Below are 14,637 nucleotides of genomic sequence, written 5' to 3' on the forward strand. Positions count from 1 at the left end.
TGAGCACCGCCGGCGCGATCCCGGCGATCGCCGCCGAGCGCACGGCGGCCTCGGTCGACAGCACGGATGCCGGCGGCTCGGCGCTGTAGCCCGCCGCGCTCAGCACCTGATCCAAGGCGGCGCGGGTGCCGCTGCCCTGCTCGCGGACGATGAGCGGCGTGGCGGCGACCTCGGCGAACTCGACGCTGTCGCGCCCTGCCCACGGATGCTGCAGCCCGACGGCGACGACCATCGAATCCCAGTGCACGACCCGGGATCCCAGGCCCGACGGGATGTGCGGGCTCTCGATGAATCCGAGTGCGCATTCGCCCTCCTGCACCTTGCGGATCACCTCGTCGCTGTTGGCCGTGTCGAAGACGACCGATGACGGACGCCCGCGCCCGATCTGCCGGCCGTGCAGGGCGGCGACCCACCCGGGAAGCAGATGCGCCGCCACGGTCTGGCTGACCGCCACCACCAGGTCGGTTGCGCTGTGCTGGCGCAGCGAGCCGACCGCTGCGTTGAACCGGTCCATCGCCGCGAGCGCCTCCCGCGCCCACACCACGACGAGGTCGCCCTGCGGGCTGAGCACGGTGCCGCGCGGTGAGCGGTGCAGCAGCTCGACATCCATCTCGCGTTCGAAGGCGCGCAGCCGTGCCGAGAGGGCCTGCTGCGTGAGACCCAGCGTGCGTGCGGCGCGCGAGATGCTGCCGTCGGATGCCACTTGAACAAGCGCCCGCAGCGGCCTGACGTCGACGAACTCCATAGTCACAACTCCTCGTTGTAACCCTACAAGAAGGCGCGCTCTACTCTCCGCCTGGCCGCCGTCGAAGACTGGATGCATGGAACGAACCGCTCTCGCATCTCCGCCGCAGCCGCCCACCGCCGAGAGCCGGCGCCGGGGCCCACGGGCGGTGCTGAGCGCTGTGGGCGGCGTGCTGCCGGGTCTGCTGCTGTGCGTGGTGATCGCGGCGATCGCGACCATCGTCGGTCGCGCCGTCCCCGTGCTCGGAGCGGCGATCCCGGCCGTGCTGATCGGCGTGCTGATCGCTCTCGTGCGACGCCCCTGGGGTCGTGTCGTGCGGGGCGTGCGGTTCGCGAGCTCCTTCGTGCTGCAGTGCGCGGTCGTGCTGCTCGGCGCCGGGCTGTCGATCGATTCGGTGCTGCGCGTGGGCGCCCGGTCGCTGCCGGTCATGCTGGTCTCGCTCGCCGTCTGCCTGCTCGCAGCCTGGCTGCTCGGGCGCGCGCTGCGCATCGACGCGGGGCTCGTCACGCTCATCGGCGTGGGCACCGGCATCTGCGGTGCCTCGGCGATCGCCGCCGTCTCGCCGGTGATCCGCGCGAAGAGCTCACAGGTGGCCTACGCGGTCTCGACGATCTTCCTGTTCAACATCATCGCGATCGGCGCCTTCCCGCTGATCGGTCACCTGCTCGGCATGTCGCCTGAGGCGTTCGGCCTGTTCGCCGGGACGGCGGTCAACGACACCAGCTCGGTGGTCGCCGCGGCCACCGTCTACGGCGCCGCCGCGCTGGAGTTCGCCGTCGTCGTCAAGCTCGTGCGAACGCTGATGATCATCCCGGTCAGCGTCGGTCTCGCGTTCGCCCACGCGCGCCGCAGTCCGGAGCGCAGCGGCTTCTCGCTCGCCCGTCTCGTGCGGCTGGTGCCGTGGTTCCTCATCGGATTCGTCACACTCGCACTGGTGAACTCGACCGGCATCGTCCCCCCGGCCGTCACCGATGCGCTGGGCCAGGTCAGCGCCTTCCTCGTGGCGACCGCGCTCGCCGGCATCGGCCTGTCGACCGACCTGGCGGCCATCCGCACCGCGGGCTGGCGGCCGCTCGCCCTGGGCGGGATGCTGTCGGTGCTCGTCGCTGCGACCACCCTCACGACCATGGCGTTCGCCGGGTACCTCTGAGACGCGGTTGTAGTCTGCGAACCACTGCACCTGTCGTGATTGGAGCGCTGATGCGCGAGCTGACCTACTTCGTCGCCGTCTCGATCGATGGCTTCATCGCCGGTCCGAACGGAGAGTACGACCGCTTCCTCGCGGAGGGCGATCACATGGCGCGCATCGCGGAGAAGTACCGCGGCACGGTGCCCACGGCCCTGGCCGCTCTGGCCGGTGTGCCGAGTGACGGCAGCCCCTTCGACACCGTGCTGATGGGCTGGAACACCTATACCGTCGGGTTGCCCCACCTGCCGAATCCGTACGCGCACCTGCGGCAGATCGTCTTCACTCGCGAACACGAGGCGCCGGAGGGGTCGGACGAGGTCCAGTTCACCGACCGCGATCCTGTCGAGGTCGTCCGCGAGCTCAAGAGCGAGCCGGGCGCCGGTATCTGGCTCTGCGGCGGTGGGGCCCTCGCCGCCCGGCTGGCCGATGAGGTCGACCATCTCGTGCTGAAGGTCAGCCCCGTGCTGTTCGGCGACGGCATCCGGCTGTTCGGCGACCACCCCTACTCGCCGCGAGCGATGGTGCCGGAGGCCGTCACCCGATTCGAGTCCGGCGTGGTGATCGCGGAGTACTCGCGTGCCTGAGCCGCGCTCGCCTCACCGACCAGCGGTCGCCTCCGCCAGGTTCAGGCGGGCGGCAGGCGAAGCACGTCGCCCTCGCCGCCGGTGATGTCGTCGGCGATCCGGATGCTGCGGGCGAGGTCGTCCAGCGCGGCCGCGAGCGTGCCGAAGCGCTCGCGGTCGCTGCACACCGCCGTCAGCGTGATGAGGTGGGTGCCGGTGTCCCACGTGTAGGTCGCCGACGCGGGCGCCGCGGGGTTCGGGGGCGACGGCATCAGCAGCTTCTCGCCCTGGCCGAGCGGAGTGCGGAAGTCCTCGGTGTCGTCGTACTCCATCGGCATCATTGCGCGCGCGGTGCGCAGCTGCGGGGTGAGCGCCTGCACGGTGGCCATTGCGACCACCAGCTCGGGCTCGGCCCGCCATGTCCACGCGAGCACGCGACCATCCGCCTTGCGCATCGCGAACGGGATCGCCTGGCTGGCGAGCCAGCTGCCGAACCGGGCGCCGGGCAGCGTCTCGCGCCCGAGTCCCGTGCCGGCCTGCGCCATCAGCATCCGGATGGCGGCCTTGCGATGCCGACGGCCGCGCAGTCCCAGCGAGCCGGTGACGGGGATCCACAGGGCGCGGTCGGCAGACGAGATCAGGCGCATGCACCTACGGTACGCGGCCCGCCTCCCCGGATGGCACAGTGCCCTCGGGTAGAGTGACGGGCGCCCAGAGCTAGAGATAGGCAGCAGACTCCCCGTGACCTCCGGACGCCCCCTGAAGATCCTCATCGGCTGCGACACGTTCGCACCCGACATCAATGGAGCCGCACGCTTCGCCGAGCGCCTCGCCGCCGGCCTCGTGCAGCGCGGCCACGACGTTCACGTCGTCGCGCCGAACACCGCCTATCGCCGTTCCCCTGCGCACACCGAGGTGATCGAGGGCGAGCCGATGACGATGCACCGACTACCCGCCCTGCGCTGGCTGCCGCACGACTGGGTGCGCTTCGTCTGGCCGTGGCGCTCGAAGCACTGGGCGCGCAAGGTGCTCGACGAGGTGCGGCCCGACATCGTGCACATCCAGTCGCACATCATCATCGGTCGCGGACTCACCCGCATCGCGCATCAGCGCGGCATCCCCGTCATCGCCACGAACCACGTGATGGCCGAGAACATCCTCGACCACACCACGTTCCCCAGGTTCATCGACGAGGTGGTGCTCAAGCTCGCGTGGGCCGACGCCAAGCGCACCTTCGACATGACCCGCGCCGTCACGACGCCCACGCGCCGCGCCGCCGACTTCCTCGAGCGCACCATCGACATGCGGGGGGTCGTGCCGATCAGCTGCGGCATCGACCGACGCAACTACGATCCCGTGATCGCGCCGCGCGACCGCAACCGCATCCTGTTCGTGGGGCGCCTCACAGGCGAGAAGCAGGTCGACGTCGTGCTGCGCGCAGTCGCCGCGCTCGACCCCGCCCTCGACGTGCACTTCGACATCGCCGGAGGGGGCGATCAGCGCAAGGCACTGGAGGCGCTCACGGTGCAGCTGGGCATCGCGGATCGGGTGACCTTCCACGGCCGCGTCACCGACGCCCGGCTGCGCGAGCTGTACTCGCGCTCGTCGGTGTTCGCGATCGCCTCGATCGCGGAACTCCAGTCGATCGTGACGATGGAAGCCATGGCATCCGCTCTGCCGATCGTCGGCGCCAACGCCGTCGCTCTGCCGCACCTCGTGCACGACGGCGAGAACGGCCACCTGTTCGAGCCCGGTAACGTGGACGACCTCGCCGACAAGCTGACCCAGGTGCTGACGGCGTCGCCGGCCGAATACGAGCGGATGCAGCGCGCCTCGCTCGACGGCGTGGCTGTGCACGACATCAACCGCACGCTCGACACCTTCGAAGCGCTCTACCGCGACGAGCCGCTGCCGAACTGACGCTGCCCTCCTGACGGGATCGTCCGTCACGGAGTTCCGCGCGGAGGTAGGCGGACACGCGAAGGTAGGACGAATGAGGCGAGATCGGTCCTACGTTCGCGCGTTCGCCTACGCTCACAGAACTTGTGCCGCAGGAAGGCGCAGCCAGATCCCGGACCGCCGCGCAGCAGAGCCGCTCAGGCGTTGGTCATGCCGCGGCGCAGCAGACGGCCGCGCGGGTTCTCGAAGTCGATGACCTCTCCGTGCAGCCATGTGCGGCGCACCACCCCGGCGAGCGCCTTGCCCTGGTACGGCGTGATCGGGTTCTTGTGGTGCAGCTTCTTGACGTCGACCACGTAGGCGTCGTCGGCGGCGAAGATCGAGAAGTCCGCGTCGTAGCCCGGCGCGATGCGGCCCTTGCCGGTGAGGCCGGCGAACTGCGCCGGGCGCTCGCTCATCCAGGCCACGACCTGCTCGAGTGACAGCCCGCGCTGACGGGCCTCGGTCCAGATCAGCGACAGCCCCAGCTGCAGCGAGGCGACGCCGCCCCACGCCACGCCGAAGTCGCCGTTCTCGAGGTCCTTCAGATCCAGCGTGGAGGGGGAGTGGTCGGAGACGATGAAGTCGATCGTGCCCTCTTCCAGACCCTGCCAGAGCAGTTCGCGGTTGCCGGCCTCGCGGATCGGCGGGCAGCACTTGAACGCCGTCGCGCCGAGGGGGATCTCTTCGCTGACCAGGGTCAGGTAGTGCGGGCAGGTCTCGACGGTGATCTTCAGGCCGTCGTGCTTCGCGGTGCGCAGCATCGCCAGAGCGTCGGACGACGACAGGTGCAGGATGTGCGCCCGGGCGCCGGTCCAGCGCGCGCGCTCGATGACCTCGGCGATGGCGAGGTTCTCGGCACCGCGGGGGCGGGATGCGAGGAACTTCGAGTAGTCGTCTCCGTCGGGCTGCGGGGCGCGGTCGATGGCCCTGGAGTCCTCGGCGTGCACGATCATCACGGAGTCGAACGTGGCGAGCTCGCGCATGTCCTTCTCGAGCTCGTCCGGGTCGAGCGGCGGGAACTCGTCGACACCCGAGTGCAGCAGGAAGCTCTTGAAGCCGAACACACCCGCGTCGTGCAGGGGGCGCAGGTCCGCGGTGTTGCCTGGGATGGCGCCGCCCCAGAAGCCGACATCGACGTGGGTCTGACCTCGCGCGACCTCGCGCTTGATCTCGAGCGCCTCGACGCTGACGGTGGGAGGGATGCTGTTCAGCGGCATGTCGACGATGGTCGTCACGCCGCCGGCTGCGGCGGCGCGGGTGGCGGAGGCGAAGCCCTCCCACTCGGTGCGGCCCGGCTCGTTGACGTGCACGTGGGTGTCGACCAGTCCGGGGATGAGCGTCTCATCCTCGGCGAGCTCGATGACCTCGGCGCCGTCGAGGTTGTTGCCGAGCGGCTGCATGGCGACGATGACGCCGCCGCGCACGCCGACCTCGCGGGGGCGGATGCCGGAGCTGGTGAGGACGCGCTGCCCGCGGATCACGAGGTCGTAGCGCTCCCCCGTGGGGTCGAGCGAGGTTCGTGCTGTCTCCTGGTGCTCGGCGTCCTGCGACATCCCGACCGCCCTTCCTGGTGCTTTCATGATGCGAGAACAACTTTTCGCACTAAGGGATTTCACCATGCGGGCGAAACGCTGTCAACACCGTGCGAGTGTAGTCCCGGCATAGGCTGAACGGGCAGTGGGTCCGCTGGCGGGCGAGAATCGTCCGCGCTAGACTTTTCGTATCGCAGAAACCGGATTTCATTGATCGGAACTCAGATGAACGCTCCTCTCCCATCCGCCGCGCGACGCGAGATCGCTCCCGAACTCGCCCGCTCCTGGCTGCTCGTGGCGGCCACTCGCCCCGAGACCTTTGATGGCGCGGCGGCCTCGCACGCCGATGCGGTGGTGCTGGACATCGAGGACGCTGTCGACGCCAGTAAGAAGGAGTCGGCTCGTGCCGACGTGGTGCGCTGGCTGAGCGAGGGCGGACGCGCGTGGGTGCGCATCAACGACGCCGGCAGCGACTACTGGGCTGACGACATCGAGGAGCTCCGCAGAGCCCCCGGCCTGCAGGGCGTGATGCTCGCCAAGACCGAGCTCGGCGGTCAGGCGATGGACACCTTCAATCGCCTGGGCGCCAGGGTTCCGATCGTCGCGCTCGTCGAATCGGCCGTCGGCATCGAGAATGCGAGCGAGATCGCCCGCGCCAAGGGCGTGTTCCGCCTGGCCTTCGGCAGCGGCGACTTTCGTCGCGACACGGGGATGTCGGCCGACCGTGAGGCGATGGCGTACCCGCGCGCCCGCCTCGTGATCTCGAGCCGCGTCGGCGGACTGCCCGGCCCGATCGACGGACCGACCGTCGGCTCGAGCCACCCCATCCTGCGCGAGCAGTCGGCGATCACCGTGGCGATGGGCATGACGGGCAAGCTCTGCCTTCAGGCCGAGCAGACCCCCGTCGTCAACGAGGTCATCAGCCCCACGCGCACCGACGTCGAATGGGCCTCCGAGTTCCTCGCCGACTTCGACGCCCGCGGCCGCATCGTCCGCGACGGCAGCGACCTGCCCCGCCTGGGGCGCGCGCGCAAGATCATGCAGCTCGCCGAGGCCTTCGACGTGCTGCCCGTCGCCCGCTGACGACGCTGCCGGGCGGCAGCGCGGCATCCATCCCGCAGCAGACATCGATCCCCAACAGAACGGAGCCATCATGACCGACAAGCTCACCGCCGGCGTCACCGCGCCCGATTTCGCCCTGGACGACGCGGAGGGTCGCACCGTCGCGCTCGCCGACTACCGCGGCCGCAACGTGGTCGTCTACTTCTACCCGAAGGCGGCGACGCCCGGCTGCACCACCGAGGCGTGCGATTTCCGCGACAGCCTCTCGGCACTGGATGCCGCGGGCTACGCGGTCATCGGCATCTCGCCCGACTCCATCGATGAGATCCGCGCGTTCGCACAGGCCGAGGGCCTGACCTTCCCGCTGCTCGCCGACAGTGACGCCGCCGTGGCCCGCGCCTGGGGCGTGTGGGGCGAGAAGACCGTGGGTGATCGGACCTTCGACGGCGTCATCCGCTCCACGTTCGTGCTCGACGGCGACGGCGTCGTGCAGCGCGCGGAGTACGGTGTGGATGCAGACGGTCACGTCGCGCGCCTGCGCGCCGAACTGGGCGCCTGACTCCACGATGCGAAAAGGCGCCGCCGGGATGTTGACAAACCCTCCCGGCGGCGCGCACACTACTTACACATGCTGAAATAACAGTTCCGGCATACGGAAGAAACCTTCTCGTGAAGACTCCGTCAGGGGTTTCCGTATAGCCTTCACGCCGGATGCCAGCATCTGCTTGAGGATCGAAGATGTTACTCGAGAACTTCAATTCGGCTCCCCGTGAAGAAGCCGTCGCCGTCGTGAAGCCGGCTCTGGACATCGCCCGCTGGATCGACGCGATCGTCGACGGTCGGCCCTACCAGAGCGTCGACCAGATCGTCGCAGCGGCCGGCTCCGCGGCCGCCCCCTTCAGCGAGGCCGAACTCGACGGCGCGCTCGCGCACCACCCGCGCATCGGCGAACGGCCGCAGGGCGAGACGGCCGAGGCCGCACTGTCGCGCAAGGAGCAGCCGGGCGTCGATGCCGACGCCGCCGCTGAGCTGGCGGCCGGAAACAAGGCCTACGAGGAGAAGTTCGACCGCGTGTACCTCGTACGCGCTGCCGGACGCTCCGCCGAGGAGATCCTCGCCCTGCTGCAGGAGCGGCTGGGCAACACCCCCGAACAGGAGCTCGCCGTCGTCGACCAGCAGCTGCGCGAGATCGCAGCGCTGCGTCTGGCCGGAGCCCTCGAGAGCTGAAGGAGCGCGCCATGAGCGTTTCCCACGTGACCACCCACATCCTGGACACCTCGATCGGACGCCCCGCGCCCGACGTCGCCGTCGCACTCGAAGCCCGTCAGGGCGGCGAGTGGGTCGGGATCGGTTCAGGATCCACAGATGCTGACGGGCGGGTGAAAGAACTGGGCCCTTCGGTGCTGGAGAGCGGTGCATACCGCCTCCGGTTCGACACGGCGGCCTACTTCGCCGGCATCGACACGGACACCTTCTTCCCGGAGGTGGTGTTGACCTTCCAGGTCGACGCTGAGCAGGCGCACTATCACGTGCCGCTTCTGCTCAGCCCGTTCGCCTATTCCACTTACCGAGGAAGCTGAGTTGAAATCATGACCAACATCATTCTGGGCAAGAACCAGTACGGCAAGGCAGAGGTCCGCGTCGTCCGCGTCACGCGCGACTCCGACCGTCACGAGATCGAGGATCTCAACGTCACCTCGCAGCTGCGCGGCGACTTCGACAGCGCTCACTTCGAGGGCGACAACGAGCACGTCGTGCCGACCGACACGCAGAAGAACACGGTGTACGCCTTCGCCAAGGACGGCGTCGGCAGCCCCGAGGAGTTCCTGCTGCGCCTCGGACGCCACTTCACGGGCGAGTTCGACTGGGTCACCGGCGGACGCTGGGAGGCCGAGCAGTACACCTGGCAGCGCATCCAGGGCGATGCCGGCGAGCACGACCACTCGTTCGTGCGCGGCGGCACCGAGACCCGCACATCGGTGGTGCAGATCGACGGCGACGACACGGTCGTCATCACCGGTCTGCAGGACCTCAAGGTGCTGAAGTCGACGCAGAGCGGCTTCGTCGGGTACCCGAAGGACAAGTACACGACGCTCGCCGAGACCGAGGACCGCATCCTGGCCACCTCCGTCACCGCCAAGTGGCGTTACAACCGCAACGACATCGACTTCAATGAGGTCTTCGCGGATGTCCGCCGCCTGCTGCTCGCCGGTTTCTCGCGCAACTACTCGTACGCCCTGCAGCACACGCTGAAGGAGATGGCCGAGGCCGTTCTCGAGGCGCACCCCGAGATCGACGAGATCCGCTTCTCGACCCCGAACAGCCACCACTTCGTGGTCGACCTGTCGCCGTTCGGCCTGGAGAACCCCAACGAGGTGTTCTACGCCGCTGACCGCCCCTACGGCCTGATCGAGGCGTCGTTCCTCCGCGAGGGCGCCGACACCGACCACTGGTCGTGGGACGGCATCGCCGGCTTCTGCTGATCCGGCAGGAGCCGACGCGGAACGCGCACCGGGGGCTCGTCGGTCACACCGACGGGCCCCCGGACCCATCAGAGCGGGAGTCCCCGTTCGTCACGCCCATTTCACGTATGCCCACCCCGAACAGCGGGTCCTGGACAAGGAGGTCCCCTCATGACTGCGGCACGCAGCAACACGAACAAGCGCCCATCCGACCGTCCTGAGGACGAGCGACTCGGCATCGGCCCATCCGTCGCGTACGGGCTCCAGCACGTTCTGACCATGTACGGCGGCATCATCGCGCCGCCGCTGATCATCGGCTCCGCGGCCGGTGTCAGCCCCGGAGAGATCGGTCTGCTGATCGCGGCCTGCCTCTTCGTAGGCGGTCTCGCCACGCTTCTGCAGACCATCGGCTTCCCGTTCTTCGGATCGCAGCTGCCCCTCGTCCAGGGCGTCTCGTTCGCCGGCGTCGCCACGATGCTCGCGATCGTGAACGGCAACGGGCGCGAAGGTCTCACCAACGTCTTCGGGGCGGTGATCATCGCCTCGTTGATCGGCCTGGTGATCGCGCCGTTCTTCGCTCAGATCGTGCGGTTCTTCCCGCCCGTGGTCACGGGTGTGGTGATCACCTCGATCGGTCTGTCGCTGATGCCCGTCGCCGGGCGCTGGATCGTCGGCAACGACCCGACGGCCGCGAACTTCGCCGACCCCGTGAACATCGGCATCGCCGGGTTCACGCTGCTCGTCATCATCCTGCTCAGCAAGGTCGGCAACGCCTTCGTCTCCCGCCTGTCGATCCTGCTCGCGCTGGTCGTCGGCACGATCTTCGCGGCCCTGATCGGCCGCGCGGATTTCTCCAAGGTCTTCCAGGGCGACTTCTTCGCCTTCCCGACGCCGCTCGCCTTCGGGGCGCCGACCTTCGACCTCGCAGCGATCCTCTCGATGCTCATCGTGGTGCTGGTGATCCTCACCGAGACGACGGCTGACATCCTCGCTGTCGGTGAGATCGTCGGCTCGAAGGTCGACCGCAAGCGCATCGCAGCCGGTCTGCGCGCCGACATGCTCTCCAGCGCCGTGTCCCCGATCTTCAACTCCTTCACGCAGAGCGCGTTCGCGCAGAACGTCGGCCTCGTCGCGGTCACGAAGATCAAGAGCCGCTACGCCGTCGCCGCCGGTGGCGTCGTGCTGATCATCCTGGGCCTGTGCCCGTTCCTCGGCCGCGTGGTCGCCGCGATGCCCACGGCAGTGCTCGGCGGCGCCGGCATCGTGCTGTTCGGCACGGTCACGGCGTCGGGCATCCGCACCCTGGCGAAGGTCAAGTACGAGAACAACATGAACCTGATCATCGTCGCCACGGCGATCTCGATCGGGATCCTGCCCGAGCTGATCCCGTCGATCTACTCGAACTTCCCGAGCTGGTTCCAGGTCATCTTCAACTCGGGCATCAGCTCGGCCGCTGTGACCGCGATCTTGCTGAACCTCGTGTTCAACCACTTCACACGGGGCAATTCCGACGACCCCTCGGTGTTCGCCGCGAGTCCGGTGCGCATCATCCGCACCGACGTGATCCGGGTGCTCAGAGAGGGCGACCGCTATGTCGACGGCAAGCTCGTCGGCGCCGACGGCAAGGTCGTGCAGGTCGTCGACGACGAGCCGGGCGGGTCTGCGCACTGAGATCGATCCACCGGCACGGAGGTCCGCGCTCCTGAGGGGGCGCGGACCTTCGTGCACGACCCACTGTGACCCGCGAGCGAGCGATCAGCCGCGACCGCCGAACGGCATCCCCGCCGCGGTGACGGTGAGCGAGGAGATGTTCGCCTCGGGCGGCAGCTGTGCCATGAACAGCACGGCGCGCGCCGCATCCGCCACGTCGAAGGTCGGCTCGACCAGGCGTGAGCCGTCGGCCTGCAGGGCTCCCGAGCCGACCCCGATCTCGGACATGATGCGGGTCGCGGCGTTGCCGATGTCGATCTGGCCGCAGCTGATGCCGTGCGCTCGGCCGTCGAGATCGATCGACCGCGTCAGGCCGGTGATCGCATGCTTGCTCACGGCGTACGCGACCGAGAGCGGCCTGGGCACCTGGGCCGAGATCGAGCCGTTGTTGATGATGCGGCCGCCGGACGGTCGCTGGGCGATCATCGCGCGCATCGCCGCTCCGGCGCAGAGCAGCGCTCCGGTGACGTTCACATCGATCGTTCGCTGCCATTCGACCGGGTCGATGTCGGCGGCGGATGCCACGGGTCCGAAGATCCCCGCGTTGTTGAACAGCACGTCCACGCGGCCCCACTCGACGACCACGCGGTCGAACAGCGCGTCGACCTCGGCCGGCACGGTGATGTCGGTCGGCACGATGAGGGCGCCCGGAAGTCCGTCTGCGGTCTGCTGCAGGGCATCCGCCCGTCTGCCGGCGAGAGCCACCCGGTAGCCCGCCTCGAGCATCGCTACGGCCACGGCACGGCCGATACCGGAACCGGCCCCGGTCACCACGGCGACGCGTCCGCTCTTCATCCCGGTCCTCCTCACATGGGTCCCTGAGCCTGAAGTGGGTCCCTGAGCCTGTCGAAGGGTCAGGACGCCAGCTCGGCGCTGATCGCCTGCGCCGCCGTGCGCAGCATGGGCACGGCACGCTCTCCGAAGGCCTCGTCGACGCGCGAGATCGGACCCGAGACCGAGACCGCGGTGGGCGTCGGCGCGTCCGGCACCGCCATCGAGAAGCAGCGCACCCCGATCTCCTGCTCCTGATCGTCGATCGCGTACCCCCGCTCACGGATGCGGTCGAGCTCGGCGATGAGCGAGTCGACGTCGCCGATGCTGTGCTCGGTGGGGGTGGGCATCCCGGCTCGGGTGACGATCGAGCGCACGGTGTCATCGGGCAGCTGGGCGAGGATCGCCTTGCCGACGCCGGTGTCGTGCGTGTGCGCGCGCCTGCCCACCTCGGTGAACATGCGCATCGAGTGCAGCGACGGCACCTGGGCGACGTAGACGACCATGTTGCCGTCGAGCACCGCCATGTTGGCGCTCTCGCCGAGCTGGTCGACGAGGGTCTTCAGCTGCGGGCGCGCGAGGGCTCCGAACTGGCGCGAGGCTCCCTCGCCGATGCGGATCAGCCGCGGACCCAGCGCGTAGCGACGGTTCGGCAGCTGCCGTGCGTAGCCGAGCGACACCAGCGTGCGCAGCAACCGGTGGATGGTCGGCAGCGGCAGATCGGTCGACGACGCGAGCTCACTGAGAGTGACGTCGCCGCCGGCGTCGGTGACCAGCTCGAGCAGCTCGAACACCCGCTCGACGGACTGCACTCCGGATCCGCTGCCGCGCGGGGTCTTGCTTTCGGCCATCAAGTCCTCCTAGGTACCCACACGATTCCATCATGCGAGAAGTGCGAGCGAAAATCCTGTGTGCCCATCATCGTTGATTGCATCGAACTTTCGTAAGATAGACAATAGTCTCCACGATGCGAAAGCACGAAGTAGTCCACCAGCAAATGTGAGTCGGCGCCGCGGCGCGCGGCGCACCTCAGGGAAGAGGAATCATGGCCAATCCGGGTCCCGGCAACTCGATCACACTGCGCATCGACGCCCCCTCGAACTTCAGCGTCACCAGCGAGCTCGCGGCGGCCGCTGCGTCCGCCGGCGCCGCGATCACGGCGCTCGACGTCGTCGAGTCGCACCCGACCTCGATCGTCGTCGATCTCACCTGCAACACCATCGACGACGAGCACGCCACGCGCATCCGCGACGCCGTCGAGGCGCTCGACGGCGTGCACGTGCGTCAGGTGAGTGACCGCACCTTCCTCATGCACCTCGGCGGCAAGCTCGAGGTCGTGCCGAGCGTTCCGCTGCGCAACCGCGACGACCTCTCGCGCGCGTACACACCCGGTGTCGCGCGGGTGTGCATGGCCATCGCAGAGGACAAGAGCAAGGCGCGCAACCTCACCATCAAGCGCAACACCGTCGCCGTCGTCACCGACGGCACGGCCGTGCTCGGTCTCGGCGACATCGGACCCGAGGCCGCTCTGCCGGTGATGGAGGGCAAGGCCGCGCTGTTCAAGCAGTTCGCGAACGTCGACGCGTGGCCCGTCTGCCTCGACACCAAGGACACCGAGGAGATCATCAAGATCGTCAAGGCGATCGCCCCGGTCTACGGCGGCGTGAACCTCGAGGACATCGCCGCTCCGCGCTGCTTCGAGATCGAGGCGCGCCTGCGCGAAGAGCTCGACATCCCCGTCTTCCACGACGACCAGCACGGCACCGCCATCGTCACCCTCGCCGCTCTCGTGAATGCTCTGAAGGTCGTCGGGAAGAAGATCGAAGACGTGCGCATCGTGCTCTCGGGTGTGGGCGCCGCAGGCAACGCGATCGCGCAGCTGCTGCTCGAGCAGGGCGCGACGGACATCGTGGCCTGCGGTCGCAACGGCGCCATCAACCGCGATGAGGAGTACACCGACGCACACCGCGTCGAGCTCGCGGCGAACACCAACCCGCGCAACTTCAGGGGCACTCTCAAGGAAGCCATGGTCGGCGCAGATGTGTTCATCGGCGTCAGCGCCCCGAATGTGCTCGACGAGAACGACATCGCCGCCATGGCAGACGACGCGATCGTGTTCGCGATGGCCAACCCGACCCCGGAGATCGACCCGGTCGTGGCGTCCAAGCACGCCGCCGTCGTGGCCACCGGCCGCAGCGACTTCCCCAACCAGATCAACAACGTGCTGGCCTTCCCCGGCTTCTTCCGCGGTCTTCTCGACGCGGGCGTGTCCGACATCACCCCGCCTATGCTGGTCGCAGCCGCCGAGGCGATCGCCGCCCGCGTCGACGACGAGGAGCGTAACGCGAGCTTCATCATCCCCAGCGTCTTCGATCCTGAGGTCGCGGGCGCGGTGGCCGAGGCGATCGTCCGCGTCGTCAAGACCTCCGCTGGGAAGGAGTGACCAGGGTGTCGGCCAACACGTCCCTGCGCGAAGACGACTTCGCAGACATCGACGCGCGCCTCGCGCAGACCGACTCCCTTCTCTCCGGCTCGTATCCGGGTGATGACGGCAGCCGTCAGCCCGTGCACACGCTGTACGTGCCGGCCGACCGGTTCGATCGCGACCTGCCGGCCCGCTTCGGCGCGGACGCGATCGCGGCGGTCGAGGCCGCCGGCGGCA

At 68.7% G+C, this 14,637-nt stretch carries 16 protein-coding genes; 11 read left to right on the forward strand and 5 right to left on the reverse strand.

The annotated features are described in order from the left end of the window. A partial coding sequence (locus RT309_RS08555) for a LysR family transcriptional regulator (protein WP_313356449.1) occupies positions 1 to 745 on the reverse strand: 745 nt, incomplete at its 3' end. A gap of 76 nt (positions 746 to 821) precedes the next feature. Between RT309_RS08555 and RT309_RS08560 the strand changes: the two genes are divergently transcribed. Then, entirely contained in the window at positions 822 to 1,895 is a 1,074-nt protein-coding gene (locus RT309_RS08560) for a putative sulfate exporter family transporter (protein ID WP_313356450.1), read from the forward strand. Between the two features lie 50 nt (positions 1,896 to 1,945). Continuing rightward, positions 1,946 to 2,518: a dihydrofolate reductase family protein gene (locus RT309_RS08565; protein ID WP_313356451.1), complete on the forward strand. Its 573-nt coding sequence runs from the start codon at positions 1,946 to 1,948 to the stop codon at positions 2,516 to 2,518. Positions 2,519 to 2,559: 41 nt separating this feature from the next. Here RT309_RS08565 and RT309_RS08570 read toward each other — a convergent pair whose 3' ends face one another. Continuing rightward, complete coding sequence (locus tag RT309_RS08570) at positions 2,560 to 3,144, reverse strand: hypothetical protein (RefSeq protein ID WP_313356452.1); 585 nt, start codon at positions 3,142 to 3,144, stop codon at positions 2,560 to 2,562. A gap of 94 nt (positions 3,145 to 3,238) precedes the next feature. On the opposite strand from RT309_RS08570, the gene RT309_RS08575 reads away from it, so the two are divergent. Further along, positions 3,239 to 4,417 (forward strand): glycosyltransferase, encoded by a 1,179-nt coding sequence (locus RT309_RS08575; protein ID WP_313356453.1) that lies wholly within the window; start codon positions 3,239 to 3,241, stop codon positions 4,415 to 4,417. 176 nt (positions 4,418 to 4,593) lie between these two features. Here the strand turns inward: RT309_RS08575 and allB are convergent, their stop codons facing one another. Continuing rightward, positions 4,594 to 5,991, reverse strand: coding sequence for an allantoinase AllB (gene allB / locus RT309_RS08580; RefSeq protein ID WP_313356454.1), 1,398 nt, complete (start codon positions 5,989 to 5,991; stop codon positions 4,594 to 4,596). A 204-nt stretch (positions 5,992 to 6,195) separates the two neighbouring features. On the opposite strand from allB, the gene RT309_RS08585 reads away from it, so the two are divergent. From RT309_RS08585 to RT309_RS08610, 6 genes are all read left to right on the forward strand, one after another. Further along, a complete protein-coding gene (locus RT309_RS08585) occupies positions 6,196 to 7,053 on the forward strand; it encodes a CoA ester lyase (RefSeq protein WP_313356455.1) in 858 nt (285 codons plus the stop codon). Positions 7,054 to 7,123: 70 nt separating this feature from the next. Beyond that, positions 7,124 to 7,591, forward strand: coding sequence for a thioredoxin-dependent thiol peroxidase (gene bcp, locus RT309_RS08590; protein WP_313356456.1), 468 nt, complete (start codon positions 7,124 to 7,126; stop codon positions 7,589 to 7,591). Positions 7,592 to 7,770: 179 nt separating this feature from the next. Then, positions 7,771 to 8,259 (forward strand): 2-oxo-4-hydroxy-4-carboxy-5-ureidoimidazoline decarboxylase, encoded by a 489-nt coding sequence (gene uraD, locus RT309_RS08595; RefSeq protein WP_313356457.1) that lies wholly within the window; start codon positions 7,771 to 7,773, stop codon positions 8,257 to 8,259. 11 nt (positions 8,260 to 8,270) lie between these two features. Then, a complete protein-coding gene (gene uraH / locus RT309_RS08600) occupies positions 8,271 to 8,612 on the forward strand; it encodes a hydroxyisourate hydrolase (protein WP_313356458.1) in 342 nt (113 codons plus the stop codon). A gap of 9 nt (positions 8,613 to 8,621) precedes the next feature. Next, positions 8,622 to 9,515, forward strand: a complete 894-nt coding sequence (pucL, locus tag RT309_RS08605; protein WP_313356459.1) for a factor-independent urate hydroxylase — start codon at positions 8,622 to 8,624, stop codon at positions 9,513 to 9,515. Between the two features lie 150 nt (positions 9,516 to 9,665). After that, the gene (locus RT309_RS08610; protein ID WP_313356460.1) at positions 9,666 to 11,165 is read left to right on the forward strand and encodes a nucleobase:cation symporter-2 family protein; all 1,500 of its coding nucleotides are present in this window, start codon (positions 9,666 to 9,668) and stop codon (positions 11,163 to 11,165) included. A gap of 84 nt (positions 11,166 to 11,249) precedes the next feature. Here the strand turns inward: RT309_RS08610 and RT309_RS08615 are convergent, their stop codons facing one another. Continuing rightward, positions 11,250 to 11,999: an SDR family oxidoreductase gene (locus RT309_RS08615; RefSeq protein ID WP_313356461.1), complete on the reverse strand. Its 750-nt coding sequence runs from the start codon at positions 11,997 to 11,999 to the stop codon at positions 11,250 to 11,252. A gap of 59 nt (positions 12,000 to 12,058) precedes the next feature. Next, positions 12,059 to 12,826: an IclR family transcriptional regulator gene (locus tag RT309_RS08620; RefSeq protein WP_313356462.1), complete on the reverse strand. Its 768-nt coding sequence runs from the start codon at positions 12,824 to 12,826 to the stop codon at positions 12,059 to 12,061. A gap of 194 nt (positions 12,827 to 13,020) precedes the next feature. Here RT309_RS08620 and RT309_RS08625 point away from each other — a divergent pair, with 194 nt between their 5' ends. Together RT309_RS08625 and RT309_RS08630 are read left to right on the forward strand one after the other, a co-directional pair. Further along, entirely contained in the window at positions 13,021 to 14,418 is a 1,398-nt protein-coding gene (locus RT309_RS08625) for an NAD-dependent malic enzyme (protein ID WP_313356463.1), read from the forward strand. 5 nt (positions 14,419 to 14,423) lie between these two features. Then, the coding region (locus RT309_RS08630; RefSeq protein WP_396654436.1) for a DUF6986 family protein at positions 14,424 to 14,637 on the forward strand (214 nt) is incomplete at its 3' end.

The organism is Microbacterium sp. (assembly GCF_032084865.1).
Classification (GTDB): domain Bacteria; phylum Actinomycetota; class Actinomycetes; order Actinomycetales; family Microbacteriaceae; genus Microbacterium.

Excerpts from the sequence above, each read along its gene's own strand:
- RT309_RS08560 (WP_313356450.1), top strand. The coding sequence starts at position 822 with ATGGAACGAACCGCTCTCGCATCTCCGCCGCAGCCGCCCACCGCCGAG.
- RT309_RS08565 (WP_313356451.1), top strand. The coding sequence starts at position 1,946 with ATGCGCGAGCTGACCTACTTCGTCGCCGTCTCGATCGATGGCTTCATC.
- RT309_RS08570 (WP_313356452.1), bottom strand. The coding sequence starts at position 3,144 with ATGCGCCTGATCTCGTCTGCCGACCGCGCCCTGTGGATCCCCGTCACC.
- allB (WP_313356454.1), bottom strand. The coding sequence starts at position 5,991 with ATGTCGCAGGACGCCGAGCACCAGGAGACAGCACGAACCTCGCTCGAC.
- RT309_RS08585 (WP_313356455.1), top strand. The coding sequence starts at position 6,196 with ATGAACGCTCCTCTCCCATCCGCCGCGCGACGCGAGATCGCTCCCGAA.
- bcp (WP_313356456.1), top strand. The coding sequence starts at position 7,124 with ATGACCGACAAGCTCACCGCCGGCGTCACCGCGCCCGATTTCGCCCTG.
- uraD (WP_313356457.1), top strand. The coding sequence starts at position 7,771 with ATGTTACTCGAGAACTTCAATTCGGCTCCCCGTGAAGAAGCCGTCGCC.
- uraH (WP_313356458.1), top strand. The coding sequence starts at position 8,271 with ATGAGCGTTTCCCACGTGACCACCCACATCCTGGACACCTCGATCGGA.
- pucL (WP_313356459.1), top strand. The coding sequence starts at position 8,622 with ATGACCAACATCATTCTGGGCAAGAACCAGTACGGCAAGGCAGAGGTC.
- RT309_RS08610 (WP_313356460.1), top strand. The coding sequence starts at position 9,666 with ATGACTGCGGCACGCAGCAACACGAACAAGCGCCCATCCGACCGTCCT.
- RT309_RS08615 (WP_313356461.1), bottom strand. The coding sequence starts at position 11,999 with ATGAAGAGCGGACGCGTCGCCGTGGTGACCGGGGCCGGTTCCGGTATC.
- RT309_RS08620 (WP_313356462.1), bottom strand. The coding sequence starts at position 12,826 with ATGGCCGAAAGCAAGACCCCGCGCGGCAGCGGATCCGGAGTGCAGTCC.
- RT309_RS08625 (WP_313356463.1), top strand. The coding sequence starts at position 13,021 with ATGGCCAATCCGGGTCCCGGCAACTCGATCACACTGCGCATCGACGCC.